Annotated in this window: 15 protein-coding genes and 1 tRNA gene; 1 reads left to right on the forward strand and 15 read right to left on the reverse strand. The window is 31.3% G+C overall.

Annotated elements, in window-relative coordinates; all coding sequences use genetic code 11:
• Positions 1-3: 3 nt before the first annotated feature.
• The 12 genes from AACQ14_RS24750 to AACQ14_RS08190 all read right to left on the reverse strand — a co-directional run bounded on the left by AACQ14_RS24750 (position 4) and on the right by AACQ14_RS08190 (position 13,089).
• A complete protein-coding gene (locus AACQ14_RS24750; protein WP_353514017.1) occupies positions 4-210 on the reverse strand; it encodes a PF20097 family protein in 207 nt (68 codons plus the stop codon).
• Between the two features lie 127 nt (positions 211-337).
• Positions 338-472 (reverse strand): hypothetical protein, encoded by a 135-nt coding sequence (locus AACQ14_RS08140; protein ID WP_339363078.1) that lies wholly within the window; start codon positions 470-472, stop codon positions 338-340.
• 321 nt (positions 473-793) lie between these two features.
• Positions 794-881: transfer RNA gene (locus tag AACQ14_RS08145), tRNA-Ser, on the reverse strand.
• A gap of 80 nt (positions 882-961) precedes the next feature.
• Positions 962-1,159 carry a cold-shock protein gene (locus AACQ14_RS08150; RefSeq protein ID WP_113673201.1) on the reverse strand — a complete coding sequence of 66 codons (198 nt, stop codon included), beginning with the start codon at positions 1,157-1,159 and terminating at the stop codon, positions 962-964.
• A gap of 228 nt (positions 1,160-1,387) precedes the next feature.
• Positions 1,388-3,784, reverse strand: coding sequence for an ABC transporter permease (locus AACQ14_RS08155; RefSeq protein ID WP_339363079.1), 2,397 nt, complete (start codon positions 3,782-3,784; stop codon positions 1,388-1,390).
• Between the two features lies 1 nt (position 3,785).
• A complete protein-coding gene (locus AACQ14_RS08160) occupies positions 3,786-4,457 on the reverse strand; it encodes an ABC transporter ATP-binding protein (RefSeq protein ID WP_339363080.1) in 672 nt (223 codons plus the stop codon).
• Positions 4,458-4,568: 111 nt separating this feature from the next.
• The gene (locus tag AACQ14_RS08165; protein ID WP_339363081.1) at positions 4,569-5,825 is read right to left on the reverse strand and encodes a sensor histidine kinase; all 1,257 of its coding nucleotides are present in this window, start codon (positions 5,823-5,825) and stop codon (positions 4,569-4,571) included.
• An 81-nt stretch (positions 5,826-5,906) separates the two neighbouring features.
• Positions 5,907-6,593: a response regulator transcription factor gene (locus AACQ14_RS08170; RefSeq protein ID WP_339363082.1), complete on the reverse strand. Its 687-nt coding sequence runs from the start codon at positions 6,591-6,593 to the stop codon at positions 5,907-5,909.
• Between the two features lie 194 nt (positions 6,594-6,787).
• Entirely contained in the window at positions 6,788-8,890 is a 2,103-nt protein-coding gene (locus tag AACQ14_RS08175; RefSeq protein ID WP_339363083.1) for an alpha-glycosidase, read from the reverse strand.
• A 38-nt stretch (positions 8,891-8,928) separates the two neighbouring features.
• Positions 8,929-9,153, reverse strand: a complete 225-nt coding sequence (locus tag AACQ14_RS08180; RefSeq protein WP_339363084.1) for a hypothetical protein — start codon at positions 9,151-9,153, stop codon at positions 8,929-8,931.
• 479 nt (positions 9,154-9,632) lie between these two features.
• Positions 9,633-10,625, reverse strand: coding sequence for an asparaginase (locus AACQ14_RS08185; protein WP_339363085.1), 993 nt, complete (start codon positions 10,623-10,625; stop codon positions 9,633-9,635).
• A 109-nt stretch (positions 10,626-10,734) separates the two neighbouring features.
• Entirely contained in the window at positions 10,735-13,089 is a 2,355-nt protein-coding gene (locus AACQ14_RS08190; protein ID WP_339363087.1) for an ATP-dependent DNA helicase, read from the reverse strand.
• A gap of 218 nt (positions 13,090-13,307) precedes the next feature.
• On the opposite strand from AACQ14_RS08190, the gene AACQ14_RS08195 reads away from it, so the two are divergent.
• The gene (locus AACQ14_RS08195; protein ID WP_339363155.1) at positions 13,308-13,757 is read left to right on the forward strand and encodes a YaiI/YqxD family protein; all 450 of its coding nucleotides are present in this window, start codon (positions 13,308-13,310) and stop codon (positions 13,755-13,757) included.
• 109 nt (positions 13,758-13,866) lie between these two features.
• On the opposite strand, the gene ftsH is transcribed toward AACQ14_RS08195, so the two are convergent.
• From ftsH to tilS, 3 genes are read right to left on the reverse strand one after another with little or no spacing between them, the layout of a single operon-like run.
• Positions 13,867-15,768 carry an ATP-dependent zinc metalloprotease FtsH gene (gene ftsH, locus AACQ14_RS08200; RefSeq protein ID WP_339363088.1) on the reverse strand — a complete coding sequence of 634 codons (1,902 nt, stop codon included), beginning with the start codon at positions 15,766-15,768 and terminating at the stop codon, positions 13,867-13,869.
• Between the two features lie 54 nt (positions 15,769-15,822).
• Positions 15,823-16,350 carry a hypoxanthine phosphoribosyltransferase gene (gene hpt, locus AACQ14_RS08205; protein ID WP_339363089.1) on the reverse strand — a complete coding sequence of 176 codons (528 nt, stop codon included), beginning with the start codon at positions 16,348-16,350 and terminating at the stop codon, positions 15,823-15,825.
• An 11-nt stretch (positions 16,351-16,361) separates the two neighbouring features.
• Positions 16,362-17,729, reverse strand: coding sequence for a tRNA lysidine(34) synthetase TilS (tilS, locus tag AACQ14_RS08210; RefSeq protein ID WP_339363091.1), 1,368 nt, complete (start codon positions 17,727-17,729; stop codon positions 16,362-16,364).
• Between the last annotated feature and the right edge of the window lie 76 nt (positions 17,730-17,805).

Genomic DNA, 17,805 nt, shown 5'->3' on the forward strand with positions numbered 1-17,805 from the left:
CACCTATCTACCCCTCTTGTATATCTTTATTCGAATAATCAAGAATAATTTTTTGCATTTTTTACAAATCCAAGCAGAGATTACAACATCTTTAAATGCATTATTTTGTAACAAAACTTCACCAGGTTTCGGAAGTAGAGATACTTTATGCTGTTTTTTCACCCATGCTAATCCGCATGCCTTGTAAAAGCCCTTCTTCCATCTCATCATCACACATTGGACATTTCATATTTACACATCATCATTTTAATACTTTTCATTAATATTTATTTTTTAGAATTTGTCATCGCTATAACGTTTGACATAAAATATCATATTTTTCTTATATCCCTACATTTCACATCCAAAAGCCAAGTCTTATTATAATTTCGTCTTTCAGTTCCTTATTGCGATAATTGGCTATATCTGTCTTAAACATGAAAAGCTTGGTTTTTAGCGGTATGTGGGCAAATACAATTAGTCTTTTTTGCATAGTGCTACTATAGTCTCCACATGCTTCGTATATGGTAACATAAAAAAACTTATTATAACAATTAATTCTCACTCGAAATGTGCGTCACTTATGATACGGTTCACCTCTCATAATCCTAAATTAATATAACTTATTAAGTAAACTATATCCATTATATAAACTTTTTGCCGCCGATTTGATGTCTAATTGCCGACGACAATCCGATGCAAATACCACCTAACTGCGGCTACTAGCTACTTCTTGACAATCTACCTTTACAAAACAAAAAACGTCCTCTCCCCTTTACCTACAAGGTTTAGCAAGGACGTCCTTCTTCAAAAACGGAGAGAATGGGATTTGAACCCATGGTGCGGTTGTGCCGCACAGCGGTTTTCGAGACCACCACCTTAAGCCACTCGGACATCTCTCCAAATACACTTAACTATTATATCACTAAATTTTCCAATAAAAAAGACCTAAAGATAAAATCTTTAGGTCGATTTATTATAATTATAGACTTACGATATTTTCAGCTTGAGGACCTTTAGCTCCTTCAACTACGTCAAAAGAAACTTTTTCGCCTTCTTCTAAAGTTTTGAATCCGTCTTTTTGAATTTGTGAATAATGAGCGAATACGTCATTTCCTTCATCTGTTGAAATAAAACCAAAACCTTTGTCTGAATTAAACCATTTAACTGTACCAGTCATAATCTCTTACCTCCGAATTTTTATTTTTCCTTAAATTACTTGTAAATAATTCATCAATAAAAATTCGAACTATATTATTAAATCTAATATTAGATAATTCTCGTTTATTAACTTGATAATTTTTTACTTATAATGCAAGGTTCTATATAATCATATACTATTTCAGAAAAAAATCAAGGGTTTTTTAAAAATATTTTAATATTTTTTATAAAAAGTTATTTTATTTCACTAAACGCGTATTATTCTATCTATAATGGACTCATTATTAAGCTTTTTGGTTATAAAATAAGTCAAAATATATTGGACAATTATTAGAACAACTAGCATCAATATTATTTCTTTTATTGGACTTTGCCATTTGGCATATGTTGCTTCTTTGCTAAATACTTCAAAACAGACTTTGGCAATACGTGTACCAAATATTGATGCCAAAACTCCACTGATCAACGAATAATACATTCCTTCTACTTGTAACATAGTATTTAGCTGTTTATCTGATAATCCAATGGCTTGAAGCATACCAAGCTCTTTTTTTCTAGTCAAGATACTAGTTATCATAGTATTAATCAAATTTAGCAAACCAATTAATCCAATAACGAAAACAAGCACCATTCCAATGAACTGCATGGAATTTTTTTGTCTGTTGTACTCATCAAAAAGGCTTTTATATTCAATTACCTCTACATCATTATACCCTGCCAGTAGCGCCTCTAATTCTGTTTTAACCTCTTCTTCTGAATTTTCATTAACATTGACAGCTATTTTTTTGTAATTATTCTCACCTAGGTATTCCTTAACTATTTTTTCATGTACTATCCAAGTAGGACCTATACTATGTCTATTATTACTTATTGGTAATATATCTGTAAATGCTAACACTGTAAATTCTTCTGTAAAACTTGTATCATCACCCTTATTCACATTGAATAATACTTTGTCTCCAGTATGATAATTATCTTCATCTTTATCTCCTGAATATATTACATACCTACCTTGATTTAATTTATCTAAATCCAAGTTTCCTTCCAAGATTTTACCTGCCAATTTTTTTAGAGTGACATCTTCATATCCATAAACATCACAGTTGACCGTTCCATCATAATTACCATATTGCTCCTTATGCTCATCCATCTTTTCACTATCGTATTTCATTGTGACTATCTTATGTCTTGTTTTAACAATATTTTTTATATCTTCCATTTCCATAACTTGCTCTATGATATTGTTCATATCATCAATATTATCTTTTCCAGAATCAGTATTAACAATATCAAAATCTCCAGCTACGTAATTGCTTGTAAGATTATCTACTCTCATACTGTTAAAGATTGATGAGAATGTAATAAATAATATTCCGCTCATAGTTAGAGATAGCATAGTCATTATTGTACGTTTTTTATTTCTCCATAGGTTTAAATAAGCCATTTTACCAACTGCACCTAGTCTAGTATGCTTAGTCTTTTTAGTGGTCTTTTTGCCTGTTGTACTTACCTGTGAATAACGTAATGCCTCTATTGGAGATATTTTAGCTGCTATTTTACTTGGTTTTACCAATGCCAGCCTTATTGTGAACAAGGAAACACCCGCAGCTATAAGAATAATATATAATGGAAATACCATTTCTATATTATTGCTAAGAGGTATCATAGGTACTAATATATTACTAATCAGATATCCTAACAATATCCCCAATGGTATACCCTTCATTGATGATATGATACCTTCATATATAATCATCTTTCTTAGTTGCTTTGGAGATGTACCAAGAGATGACAGCATACCTATCTGCTGTATCCTCTCCACAACAGAAATATAATAAATATTGTATATTACTATTATAGTTGCAATAATAACCATTAATCCCAATATTGCAAAAGGTATCATGTTGGTTATGTTTTTTCGTTTTTCATTAAGAAGCATCTCATTGAACGAAATATTTTCATCCCCAATTTCTAAATCCATTGACATCTTTAATATCTTGTTATAAACATCACTATCATCCTTTAATTTAAGAGCTATATCCTTATGTACTAATTGGGGGTCTATTTTCCTCATAAAACTCTCAGATATCAATCCTAACCCTGTCTTATTGACAGCCATCATATTATTTTCTTTCAGAATTCCTACAACCTTGAATTTATTATTATATGAATCTCCATTACCTGTAGTATATTCCATAGTAATATTCTGACCTAACTCTACTGGTAATTCAAAGCGTTCTAATACCGAAGGCAATACAGCTATTTCATTATCTTCTTGTGGAAATATACCTTCTACCACTTTAAATGATAATAGGTCTGCTCCTTCTTCATCAGCATATAATAAGGACAAACTATAATTATTCATATCTGTCACATCAGCTGCATTAGAAAAAACTCCTGCTTTCTCTAATTGAATATGGTGTTTCAACATATCAATCTGTTTCTCATTGACATTAGTAAATCTAGCTTCTGCTTTTCCATAAGAATCAATGACATTATTTAGATTCATCTGTCTTATACTTACTGCAAAAGTTGCTATAGTTGTTATTAGACAAGTAGATAATATGATAGCTAATAATATTAATCTTGACTTACTCTTAGAGGCTTTACCGTATTTCCTTGCTAATTTTACCATTATACTCATACTATCTACCTCCCTCAACTATTTTCCCATCTTCAATTCTAATGATTCTATCTGCCATACGGGCTATGTAATCATCATGTGTAATCATAACTAATGTTTGATGATATTTTTTAACTGATAGCTTTAATAGTCCTAGAACCTCTTCACTTGTCTTTGAATCAAGATTTCCTGTAGGTTCATCAGCTAATATGATAGATGGTTTTGAGGCTAATGCTCTAGCTATTGCAACTCTTTGCTGCTGTCCACCAGATAAGGCACTTGGCAGGTGTTCTCTTCTGTCATATATTTTTAGGGTATTCATCAAATCTTGAACATAATCAGTATCTACTTTCTTACCATCCAACTCAATAGGTAATGTTATGTTCTCATAAGCATTGAGAACTGGCACTAAGTTGAAGAATTGAAATATGAACCCTATTTTTCTTCTCCTAAAAACTGCTAACTGCTCATTTTTCATTGAATAAATATCATGATTTTCAATTAGAACCTTACCGTCTGTAGGTCTGTCCAATCCTCCTAACAGATGTAGTAATGTGCTCTTACCAGAACCGGAAGTTCCAACTATTGCAACAAACTCTTTCTCCTTTATTGTCAAATCGAGATTATTAACCGCTTTTACTATATTTTCTCTTCCATAAAACTTCTTTAGATTTTTTGTCTCTAGTACATTCATTTCTATTCCTCCATAGACTATATATTGACTCTATCTTATAAGTAACTAGACTTAATTATCTTCATGTGAATAGTATATACTCCATAGCTTACGTTTTTATTTCATTTTATCTTACAAATCTGTAAGGAAGAATAATATGCAAAATGTTGTACCCTTATTCAATGTTGAACGTACTGTAACTGTACCTCCTTGTTCTTCAATAATTCTTTTTGTAAGATATAACCCTACACCTGAACCTTCTTTTCTCTGTACTTCTTCGGATTCTCCTCTATAGAACCTGTCAAAAACTTTGAATTGCTCTTTTTTGGAAATGCCTATACCGGTGTCCTTGATTACTATCTTAATCGAAGTCTCTAACCTCTCCATGTTTACAGTTATACTCCCCCCGTCTTCTGTATACTTTACAGCATTTTCCAATAGATTGAATATGGCTTCTTTTGTCCATTTTTTATCGTGATTTATATCTATGTTAATTAATTGTTCTATGTTAATATTTATACCTTTTTCACCAGCAGACAGATATATCCCGTTTATGGCATCTAAAACAGTTTTTTTAATATCCCTATTCTCTCTTTTTAATTGAATCATTCCTGCTTCTAATCTAGATATATGAACAAGTGAATTAATCAACCATTCAAGCTTGATTATCTCTTCTTTGCTTCTTTCCAAGAATTTTATCTGATTTTCTTTATCAACTTCATCTTCCAGCATCAAAGAATTAAATAATTTTATGGAAGAAAGAGGTGTCTTAAATTGATGTGATATATCTGTTACTATAGATTTTATTTGTTCTCGACTTTTTTTGATCTCTTCTATACTTAATTCCAATCTCCTAGTCATAAGATTGAATTGATATCCTATCCTATCAACTATTCCTTCATTATTGGTAGCTAAATGTACAGAATAATCCCCATCCATTACTTTATCTATTCCTCTAGAAAATAATTCTATTTTTTTCATGATATATATAAGGCTCTTTGAAAAATAAAACAGGATAATTATAAAAATCAAAATAATCATTATTATGTTATATGTCATCATACTTTTCGCTTTTGTATAAAAATCTTTGCTGTAACTGATGTCCATATCCTGGGTGTATCCATATTTATTTAATAGCTTTTTACCTACCATGATATATTGATCATTTTTTCCCTCTAAAAATATATTTGCGATTTCTTTTTCCTTATCAGGAACCAAAGTAGCTAAACCACCTATGATATTATAATCGTCCAATATCTGCTGTCTATGTAACTGCTCAACCATGTTGCTGGATATCAAATAAAATACTATGATTATAGCTGCCATTAGACCCAAGGATATCTTGGAAATATTATATATGAAAGGTTCTTTTTTGAAATATCTTATCATTTTATCCTCCTGTAATTAACTCCATTTGAAATTATATAAATATGAATTAGTGCTACAATAATAATGTTGTTATACAATTTTCTATAATACCTTTTTATTCCATATGTATCCTACACCTCTGACTGTTTGTATGTAATCAGGTCTAGAGGGGTTGTCCTCTATTTTTTCTCTTATTCTTCTCATATATACAGCTAACGTATTTTGGTCTATATAGTTTCCTTCTATATCCCATAGATGTTCCAGTAATTGTTCTTTACTTAATATCTGCTGACCATTTTTCATAAAATAGTTCAGCACTTTATATTCAGTTTTTGTTACTTCAATCTCTACAGCATTTTTATATATTTTCATTTTATCTGGATATAAAACCATATCACCTGAAGTAAGGGTATCCTTTTTTTCTCTAACTGAAGTTCTTCTAAGTACTGCGTTTATTCTTGAAATGAGTTCTCTTAACTTGAATGGTTTTGTTATATAATCATCCGCTCCCATATCAAGACCAGTAACTATGTTAACCTCTTCATCTAATGCCGTAAGGAATATAACAGGTATATCCTGCACTTTCTGTATATTAGTGAACAACTCGTATCCGTTCCCATCTGGTAATGTTATATCCAATAAAGCTAGATCAAAACTGTTTTTCAATATTTCTGCTTCAGCTTCTTTCTTGCTTTTTGCGTGTATTACTCTATAATTTTCTTTTTCCAAAGCAAATTTGATTCCCATACCTAGAGAAAAGTCATCTTCAACCATTAATATCCTACTCATGAATAGTCCTCCTATATATTAAAAAGACCCATCAATAATACACTGCATTAATATACTAGTAAGATAGACTCTATTCAGCAATATTTTCAGATTCTTATTAAACAAAATGTTTCAGAATCCAAACAGCTGAACAGAGTCTATCTTACGGAAGTTATTAACCATATGCATTACTTAACTGGTCCTTCCAATTTTTTCTAACCAGATATAATTATAGCACTATACTTTGGTAATGTTAATCTTATTTTTCCTCTTTTCACTTCATATTTTTCCTTATCCGTATTGAAACTATCCCTAGTCGTAAGTATAACTCTTTCCATGCTCTGGGAATCCCTTATACCTAATTCCCATACAGGAATATGGAAGCTTCTTTCTTCATCATTATTATTAACTGCAATTGCTAATTTATCATTGTCATCCCATCTTCCATAACTGATGACTCCCCATTCTCCATACAGATATTTCAATGAACCCGTCCTAAGGGCTTGATATCTCTTATGAATGGATATTATTTCTTTGTGGAATGAAAGTAACTCTTGATCTTCTTTTCCCCATGGAAATGTTCTTCTATTATCTGGATCCGTCCATCCACATAGACCTGCTTCATCTCCGTAATATATGGTGGGTGCTCCCTGCCAAGTCATCTGAATTACTACTGCCTCTTTCATAATCCCTTTATTAATATTCTCATTAGCCTTCTCTGGTCCAAGATTGTTGGTTCTACCTACCATATGATTAGTTCTAGTCATAAATCTTGAATGGTCATGATTGGATAATTCATTCATGGCAGTCAATAGCGAGCCAGTTAAAAAGCTTTGCATATTATGAGTCATAGTATCAAAAAATGCTTTATGGTTATTAAGCAATTCTCCTTTATATTCATCACTATGTTTTTCTAGCCCTGTCAAAAACCATGTGACAGGCTCCATGAATGCATCATAGTTCATGATTGTGTCCCATTGATCTCCTAAAAGCCAATCCCTTGAATCATCATAATGCTCAGCAAGGATAATAGCATCATCCTTACCCGATTTTACAGATTTTCTGAAATCTCTCCAAAACATATGATTAAATTCTTGTGAATACCCAAGGTCTGCTGCTACATCCAATCTCCATCCATCAGCATTATAAGGTGGACTAACCCATTTTCTAGCTATATTCATTATATAGTTATACAATACTGCTGATCCTTCAAAATTAAGTTTGGGTAAAGTCTCATAACCCCACCATCCATCATAGTTGGTATTGTTTGGCCATTCACATCTACAATGGAAATGAAAAAACCTAGTATAAGGACTGTTTTTTGATTCATACGCCCCTATATCGTATTCCGTTTGATTCTTATATATATTCTCTCTATCCAGCCATTTATTGAAGGAACCACAATGATTGAATACTCCATCAAGAATAATTTTCAGACCTCTTGAATGTACTTGTTCAATGAGTTCCACCAATAATTGATTACTAGCTTCCAGGTTCTCTTTATTAGTAGTTCTCATTATATATTTTGTGGCATATTCATTACATGGATTATCATCATTAAGAACTTCCCCTCCATCATTGACTATAACACCAAAATGAGGGTCAACATAGTCATAATCTTGGGTATCATATTTATGGTTAGATGGTGAAACAAAAATAGGGTTAAGATATATTACATCAATACCTAAATTACTTAGATAATCAAGTTTATCAATTATCCCCTTAAGGTCCCCACCATAGAAATCTCTTACACTATCAGCATCTGGGTACTTATACCAATCACTTATTTTTCTTGTAAAGTTACCTACATACAAGTATTCATTATCAACAACATCATTACTTTCATTACCATTATAAAATCTATCAACAAAAATTTGATAGAATATGGCTCCTTTTGCCCAGTCAGGAGTTTTGAATCCAGGTGATATCCTGTAATTGAAATGGGTATTAGGTTCACGGCTGATACCTCTTTTATTATAATAACATCTAAAACTACCGAGGTTTATTTCAAAATAATATTCTATGATCTCTTTTTCAAGGCTGATTTCTCCAGCATAATAATCAAATAATTCATCAGTTTCATCAATACACAATTCCAGTCTATTGCCATTACAGATTACAAAAGCTTTATCTATATTATCCTTCTTGGTCCTTAACCTAACTTTTACTTGTTCATTAGCTTTTGGTTCACAAGGTATTCTATATTCCTTGGTTCCATCACTAAAAACTGCTCTTTCATCTAGTATTGGTTTATTATTATCAATATACAGTAATAATTTTTGTGCTAATGAAAGTTTTCTAAAAGTCTTATGTAACATAGGATTAAGCCAAACCTCCTTATTTTATCTTTCTAGAACTAATCTTCAACAATGTCATATCCCCAATTATATAAGTGATCAATTCTATTATTATATTTTGTTATAGCTTCTTTTTTTGAAGCAAATACATCTGTATTTATATAAACTATTACATTATTTCTTACATCATTTCCTATTTCAATCACTTTTTTATTATTAGCATTTAATATTAATTTTATAAAATTATTTCTTTTTAAAAAACAGCTTTTATAATAAGTTCTCACTAATATCACCTCTATACACTATATTCGTTACTGATATAAGTTATACAAGTTAATATAGCTTAGTTAATAATTGTCGTCTTAATAACTTATCTTAACTATATTCTTCCCAAATATCCGTAAAGATTTCATAGCATACAAGAAAAGAGGCTACGCCTTGTATATGTAGGTCGCTTTTTCCTGCAAAACAAAAAAGACAGCCTACCGATCGGCTGTCTTTTTTCTTTAAGGAGAAGGTATTTGTTCTTATGGGGTGTAGCAAAAACTTTATTATTTATATATATTGTATTGGGGGGTTTTACAATAATAATTATAGCATTAACCCGGAAATAAGTGTGCATAAACTTTCAATAATTTGACTATTTTTATTAGTAGTATTATACAACTAATATTTTCATCAATTTATGTCCCATTTAATTATATACAAAAAGGTCAAACTAATAAAGCTAGTTTTTGCACAGCCCAATTTTTTAACATTTTTCTTATATTTTTTTATATAAATCCTTCTCAAAAATCTGCCTTACTTCACCTACATCTTTAGTTACTCCAAGGACTATCATTAATTTGATTCTTGCCTTTTGTCCTGATAGATTATCTCCCAATATTACTCCCATATCCCTTAACTGTCTTCCTCCTCCTTGGTATCCATATGAATCCAGTACTCTTCCTTTTGAGCATCTTGATACTATGACTACTGGGATGTTTAAGTCAATAGCTCTCTGTATACCATCCAACATGGTTGGGGGTAGATTTCCTCTACCTAAAGCTTCTATGACGATACCTTTATAATCATTATCAACAAGATAATCAATAAATTCTGAACCAAGACCAGCTACAGCTTTAATAAGAGCAACCCTGTTCTCAATTTTTTCAGTAACAATCTTAGAAGCTTTTTTTCTGTTTCTGTAATAGATGACTTGGTCAGAGTCTACAATGCCTAGAGGACCGAAGTCCATACTCTGGAATGTGTCAAGACTTAATGTATGAGTTTTAGTTACTTCATCTGCTGCATTCACTTGATTATTCATGACTACCAATACACCCTTATTCTTAGATTCCTCAGAACAAACTGTACATATTGAAGCAGCCAGGTTAGCTGGTCCATCATAGCCTAATTCTGAACCATTACGCATAGAACCTGTTACAACAACTGGTTTTTCCGAGTTGATAACAAGGTCAAGAAAATATGCTGTCTCCTCTAGGGTATCAGTACCATGTGTGATTACTACTCCTGCTATATCTTCTCTGCTTAGAAGTTCGTTAGTGACTCTTGCAATGTCCAACATCATGTTAGGAACAATATGTGGTCCAGGATAAGCACCATAGTGTATAACCTCAATCTGTGCCATTTTCTCAATACCTGACACTTTTGAAATTATATCCTTATCAGATAGTGCTGGTATAGCAGCCTTCAGCCTTTCGTCAACCATCATGGATATTGTTCCACCTGTAAAAATCAATGCTACTTTTTTCATCTAAAACCCATCCTTTCAACTATATATATTGAACTTGAACATCTATACACCCATTTTAGAAAGTTCAATACATTTCCCTTGATTACCTCTTACTTATATTTTTGTTTGATTATAAATTCTCCCAGAAATCATCAACCTTTTCCTTCAACAAATCACTAGATGCATAGACAGCATGATTCCATTCATAAGGAAAAATCCTTTTGTAATGATTACTGCCAAATCTTTCATCTATAAGGACTACTATGCCTACGTCATTCATTGTTCTTATGACCCTTCCTGCTGCCTGCATAACTTTATTCATCCCCGGATACATATAAGCATACTCAAAACCGTTATCAGATGTATTGTCAAAGTAATTCTTGATAAGATTCCTTTCGTTGCATATAGAAGGTAACCCAACCCCTACTATAACTGCACCACTAAGTTTTTCTCCTGTTAAATCTATACCTTCACCAAACATACCCCCTAATACTGCAAAAGCTACAAATGAATCTTCTCTCTCATTATGGAACTCTCCTAGAAAATCATCTTTTTCACTTTCGCTTAGTCCTCTTTCTTGTTTTATGATATTTATATCATCATCTTCTATTATATTAATAAAAGTGTCATACACATCATTCATATACTTGTAGGAAGGGAAGAATATGATGTAGTTCCCCTTTTTCCCCTTAATTGTATTGTAGATAGTCTCTACAACATTTATATAGGTTTTCTGCCTGTTCTTATATTTTGTAGATACCTTATTATTTATTAATAAACATAGATTTTTTTGTTCAAAAGGCGATTCAAGAGTCAATCCATAATTCTTTTCATTGCCTCCAAGTATCTTGACAAAATAATCCATAGGCGTTAAGGTAGCCGAAAAAAGCACAGTAGACTTTGCATTTCCCATATAATCCCTTAGATTCCCTGATGGATCCAAGCAAAAAAGCTTCATCAATACATCATCTTGTATCTTTTCATAATATGTTATATATCTATCATCATAGAGTTCTGCTTTCTTCACAAAATCATAGCTGTCAAAGTAGAAGTCAAGTAATTCATCCATGTGTTCCCATTCTACCAGATTGACAAATATCTTTTCAGTTCTGTGTATGATACCTCTAAGTATATCTACAAAATCCTCTGAATAATATTCTTCTACCATGAAATCTCCTACAATCTCACATTCACGTCTCTTTTCAATCATAAAACTATTCAATTTCCCCAAATATCTATAAAGGGTTTTATCTATATCCTTAACTATTCTCCTTAACTTTAATATAGGCTTTTTGTACATAGTAGCAGAATACATTTCTCTTGCTCTGTCAACCAGATTATGGGCTTCGTCTATTAAAAATAGATAGCTACCGTTACCTTCCACAAAAAATCTTTTGAGTACTGCACTAGGGTCAAAAGCATAATTGTAATCACATATGATACAATCACTAAAAAGCGCTAAATCAAGAGTTAATTCATAAGGACATACTTGATATTTCTTAGAATACTCTAAAATAGTATCCCTGTTGTAATTATCAGTTGCTGTCAACATCTCACCAATAGCCCCATTTATTCTATCATAGTGTCCTTTTGCATATTTACAATATTTACTGTCACATTTTTTCTCTTCATTCAAGCATATCTTATCTTTCGCAGTTATAAGAACCCTTTTTAACTTTAGTCCATTGCCCTCAAGGAGCTTAATGGCTTTTTCTGCTACATCTCTTCCAATAGTCTTAGCTGTAAGATAAAATATCTTGGAATTCTTCTTTTCCATTGATTTTATAGCAGGATAAAGAGTACCCATAGTTTTTCCTATCCCTGTAGGAGCTCTAGCAAATAATTTCTCATCTTCCATTATCACTTTATATACACTATTCATAAATTTCCTTTGACCTTTTCTAAAAGAATCAAATGGAAATTGAAGACCTTTTACACTTTCATCCCTTAACTTATTATAACTGATTATCTTCTTAGCAAAATCTATATAAAGATTTATTACACTAAAATAAAATTCTTCTAATTCCTTAAGAGTAAATTCATTCTGAAATTGTTTTATGGCATAGCTTCCAAGCTCAACATATGTTAATTGAACTATCAGCTTGTCTATATTATTTTGTTTCCCATATATATATGCATACATCTTACCTTGTGCTATATGCAGCTTATTGTAATCTTCATCAATAGTTTCCAATGATTTGTTTACTGATTTTATTTCATCAATAATTATTATATCATCAAAAATAATGCCGTCAATACGCCCATTTATTTCTAATTCTATATCATCTATTAATACTTTATCTTTTACCGGTACTTCTGATTCATAAGCATCATATTCCTTACTAAATCTCTTCTGAATCTTCTGGTGTGCTTTTATACCATCAACCGCTCTGCTTGAGCTTAAGAAAACTGACTTTATATCACCAGAACGTAGAACAAATTCTATGAGCTCTCTTACTGATATACTTAATTTATTAGAAGACATTTCAATACACCCATTTCAATAAGTTCAATATATTTCCCTTGCATTTATAAGCCTATTAGAACTAAATATTTGCTGGCTCTATAGCAATTATTTAAATAGGCTTGTCTATATTATAGCAAACAATCTAATATTATTGTATAATAATATTATTATCCTATACCTAATACAAATACTAAAGATGAATTTATTGTTTTTTTAAGGAGAGGTTTATTATCAAAATACTTGTTGATGGAGACGCATGTCCCGTAAAAAATATTATTATTAGAATTGCAAAAGAATATAACATCCCTGTAGACATTTTTATAGATTCATCACATATATATGAAAATGATTACTGTAACATATTTGTTATTGGGAAAGGAAAAGATGCTGTTGATTTTGCTTTGATAAATAGAACAAAAGAAAAGGATATTATAATCACCGGAGATTACGGGGTAGCAACCATGGCTCTAAGCAAAAAAGCCTCCGCTATCCACCCAAACGGTTTTATCTATTCCAACGACAATATAAATAGACTCCTTATGGAAAGGCATATATCCGGCCAAGCCAGAAGAGCAAAAAAACGTTATTCCAAAATGAAAAAGAGAAGCATAGACCACGACACCAAATTCGAAAATAACTTTCGAAAACTCATATTAAATACATTAAGTAATGATATTACTCTATAAAAAAAGGATGGCAAAAGTCATCCTTTTCTTATATAGTTAATTTTATTGTAATTCATATAATAAATAGACCTGTTACGAACGTAAATAGTATAGGGGAATATGAAGCAGTTTACTTATCTTCTCCACTATCTACATCTAATTTCACTTGCTTCTCTAAAGGAGCTACTACAACTGAATCCACATCGCTTTTATCTACCTTTTTATATTCTTTATCGAATAAAGCTGCAAATTCTTCTCCTGATATTTTTTCTTTCTCGAATAATAATTGTACTGTTTTATGCATAACATCCATGTTCTCATTTAATAATCTTAGAGCTTCATTGTAAGCATTATCCACAATACGTTTTATTTCACTGTCAATTAATCCAGCGATGTTTTCACCATAATTTCTTGTATGGCCCCAGTCTCGTCCAATAAATACTTCATCATTATCGTTTCCAAACTGGATAGGCCCTATCACATCACTCATACCAAATTTAACAACCATATTTCTTGCAGTTGATGTTACCTGTTGTAAATCACCGTATGCACCTGTTGTTATATCGTCAAAGATGATTTGTTCAGCGGCTCTACCACCTAATCCTACAATTATGTCTTGTTCCATTTCTTTTTTACTTTGATAAGTATCATCAGTTTCAGGTAATGGCATAGTATAACCACCAGCGTAACCTGTAGGTATTATTGAAATACTGTGTACAGGATTTACAAGAGGTAATACATGGAATAATATAGCATGACCAGCCTCGTGATAAGCTGTAATTTTCTTTTCTCTTTCGGTGAGTACTTTACTTTTCTTTTCTGTACCTACACCTATCTTAATAAACGCTCTTTGAATATCTTCTTGCTCAATAACTTTCTTACTAGCTCTTGCAGCATATATTGAAGCTTCGTTCAATAAGTTTTCAAGATCAGCACCAGTAAATCCTACTGTTGTTTTTGCAATAACATTCAAATTAACATTATCTGATAAAGGTTTCCCTTTTGCATGTACTTTTAATATCTCTTCACGACCTTTGACGTCAGGTCTTCCTACAACAACTTTTCTATCAAATCTACCTGGACGTAATAATGCAGGGTCTAATATATCTGCTCTGTTTGTTGCAGCTATAACAATTACACCTTCATTAACTCCAAATCCATCCATTTCAACAAGCAATTGGTTAAGTGTCTGCTCTCTTTCATCATGACCTCCGCCAAGTCCTGCACCTCTTTTTCTACCAACAGCATCAATCTCGTCAATAAAAACTATACATGGAGCATTCTTCTTAGCTTGGTCAAATAAATCTCTTACTCTAGATGCACCTACACCGACAAACATCTCAACGAAATCTGAACCAGAAATACTAAAGAATGGTACTCCAGCTTCTCCAGCTACTGCTTTTGCAAGTAATGTTTTACCTGTTCCTGGAGGTCCTACCAATAAAACACCTTTTGGTATTCTAGCACCAAGTTCTACGAATTTACGAGGACTCTTAAGAAATTCTACTACCTCTTCTAATTCTTCTTTTTCTTCTTCAAGTCCAGCTACGTTTTGGAATGTAATCTTTTTATTTTCATCTACTACCATTTTAGCTTTGCTTTTACCAAAAGACATAACACGGTTTCCACCGCCGCCGCCTTGGGCTTGATTCATTATAAAGATTAATAAGAAAATTACTGGAATAAGAACTATCAGTGATGGAAGTATCTGAATAAACCAACCTGGTCTTACAATATCTTTAACATATATTTTCTTCCCATATTCTTCCATTTTTTCTTCGAATTTTGATGTATTAGTGATTGGAAAACTTCTAGAATCAGTATTTTCAAAATAGACTGTTACAATACCAGTAGGTATTTCTGCATTCTGTTTAACTTCAATTCTGACAACATCATCAATCTCTTTAATTAAATCTTGATAACCATAGTCACCTTTCATCGTGTCAAATCTGTTACTTGATATAAAAACTGCGATAAGTAAAACTAAAAGTAAAAGCGCATAAAAACTAAATCCTTTAATATTTTTTTTCATGTGCTTGCCTCCTTTCCTATCTTTAGAATATTTACGGTTTTTGTCTATCAAATATTAACTATCCATTGTTCCAATAAATGGTAAATTACGATATCTTTGCATGTAATCAAGACCATATCCCAAAACAAATTTATCAGGTATACTAAATCCTGTATAATCAACTTGTACATCCTCAACAACTCTTCTATCTGGTTTATCTAGCAATGTACATATTTTAATACTATTTGGTTTCCTATCTTTTAATATACTTACCAAATAACTAAGTGTTCTACCGGAATCTATAATGTCTTCAACAATTATTACTTCCTTACCCTCAATTGACTCATCAAGATCTTTTACTATTTTAACTACACCACTACTCGATACTTCATTCCCATAGCTTGAAACAGCCATAAAATCCATTGTAACAGGAATGTCTTGAATTTGTTTTGATAAGTCTACCATAAACATTACTCCACCTTTAAGTACGCAAATCAAATTAACTTCTTTACCTTGATAATCTTCTGATATTTGTTTACCTAATTCTGCAATTCTTGCGTTTAACTCTTCGGCAGATATTAATGTTTGTATGTTATGCATCATAATATCCTCCTCTAATAGTATCTTACTTCTAATATTTTTTTGGTTGAAGTAGTAACCTTGTATGCTTCACTTATTCTATAACCGATGACCCAAATTATATTGTTTCCATCTGCTAGAAGTGGTATAGCATCTCGTTGTTCTTTCGGAATTTTACAATCAATAAAATACTTTTTTAATTTTTTAGTACCATTAATTCCTTTTATGGCGATTAAATCTCCACTCTTTCTACTTCTAACCTTCAAATTATCTTTTATTTTATCATAATCAAACCATTTCGTATATAAATTTTTAGGAATATTATATTTTTTCTCTTCAATAATGCGAAAATCTAAATGTTTATTTAATTCTTTTATATAGATTTTTGATAACTCGTCTACATCATAATTAAAATCATTTATCTTATTTTCTCCCAAATTGGTTATTATGATACTGTCATACATTTTTTTTGCTATTAATCCTTTTGGTAAATTTATTCTTTTACTTACTTGTTTATCGGCTAATTGAATTATCTCATTAATATGTTTATATTCAATATCCTTCAATGAGGTAATCTCGCCGATTATGAGTCTTATCAGCCGTCTTTTTATGACTGTATCCAATTGTAAAAATTCATTTGTATCAATAACATATTCTTTATTTTTTATCTTTACAATTTTTTCTTTTTCTTTTAAAACAATTTTATCTATATAATCATCTTCACTTCTTACTAAATTAGCTGTATTAACTATATTAGTAATAAAGTTCTGATTAAAATTATTTTCAATGTAAGGTATAACAGTATGACGGATCTTATTTCTAGTGTATATTTCCATCTGATTAGTATAATCGTCTCTGTACTTTATATCATTATCCACACAGTATTTTTCAACTTCTTCTCTTGTACACTCAATCAATGGTCTTATGATATTATCTCTTTTGGGACGTATTCCACCGATTCCCTTAATTCCTGTTCCTCTTAACAGATTCATTATTATGGTTTCAGCATTATCATTGATATGATGTGCCAAAGCAATCTTGGTACCGCCCAATTCTTTACTTGCATCTGAAAAAACTTGATATCTTACTTTCCTACCCATTTCTTCTTCGGATATTTTATTTTCTTTTGCTAACTTTTTAACATTAAAATAAAACACATGACATACAATACCTCTTTCATCGCAGAATTTTTCTACGAACTTTGCATCTTCATCTGCATCTTTTCCTCTAATACCATGTTGAACATGCACAACATGTAAATCTATATCCAACTTACTTTTCAAACTATATAGCATATGTAATAAACATATGGAGTCAGCTCCACCAGATACACCAATGATGATATTATCACCTTTGTCAATCATATTGAACTTTTGGATAGTGTTTAACACCTTATCTACCATACATCTTTACATCCTTTATAATTTCTGTTTAGCCATAAATAAGTGACTCTTTTAATATACTAGACTTGTTCAAATA

It is taken from the genome of Vallitalea maricola, assembly GCF_036985595.1.
Lineage (GTDB): Bacteria > Bacillota > Clostridia > Lachnospirales > Vallitaleaceae > Vallitalea > Vallitalea maricola.

Excerpts from the sequence above, each read along its gene's own strand:
- AACQ14_RS24750 (WP_353514017.1), bottom strand. The coding sequence starts at position 210 with ATGATGAGATGGAAGAAGGGCTTTTACAAGGCATGCGGATTAGCATGG.
- AACQ14_RS08140 (WP_339363078.1), bottom strand. The coding sequence starts at position 472 with ATGCAAAAAAGACTAATTGTATTTGCCCACATACCGCTAAAAACCAAG.
- AACQ14_RS08150 (WP_113673201.1), bottom strand. The coding sequence starts at position 1,159 with ATGACTGGTACAGTTAAATGGTTTAATTCAGACAAAGGTTTTGGTTTT.
- AACQ14_RS08155 (WP_339363079.1), bottom strand. The coding sequence starts at position 3,784 with ATGAGTATAATGGTAAAATTAGCAAGGAAATACGGTAAAGCCTCTAAG.
- AACQ14_RS08160 (WP_339363080.1), bottom strand. The coding sequence starts at position 4,457 with ATGAATGTACTAGAGACAAAAAATCTAAAGAAGTTTTATGGAAGAGAA.
- AACQ14_RS08165 (WP_339363081.1), bottom strand. The coding sequence starts at position 5,825 with ATGATAAGATATTTCAAAAAAGAACCTTTCATATATAATATTTCCAAG.
- AACQ14_RS08170 (WP_339363082.1), bottom strand. The coding sequence starts at position 6,593 with ATGAGTAGGATATTAATGGTTGAAGATGACTTTTCTCTAGGTATGGGA.
- AACQ14_RS08175 (WP_339363083.1), bottom strand. The coding sequence starts at position 8,890 with ATGTTACATAAGACTTTTAGAAAACTTTCATTAGCACAAAAATTATTA.
- AACQ14_RS08185 (WP_339363085.1), bottom strand. The coding sequence starts at position 10,625 with ATGAAAAAAGTAGCATTGATTTTTACAGGTGGAACAATATCCATGATG.
- AACQ14_RS08190 (WP_339363087.1), bottom strand. The coding sequence starts at position 13,089 with ATGTCTTCTAATAAATTAAGTATATCAGTAAGAGAGCTCATAGAATTT.
- ftsH (WP_339363088.1), bottom strand. The coding sequence starts at position 15,768 with ATGAAAAAAAATATTAAAGGATTTAGTTTTTATGCGCTTTTACTTTTA.
- hpt (WP_339363089.1), bottom strand. The coding sequence starts at position 16,350 with ATGATGCATAACATACAAACATTAATATCTGCCGAAGAGTTAAACGCA.
- tilS (WP_339363091.1), bottom strand. The coding sequence starts at position 17,729 with ATGGTAGATAAGGTGTTAAACACTATCCAAAAGTTCAATATGATTGAC.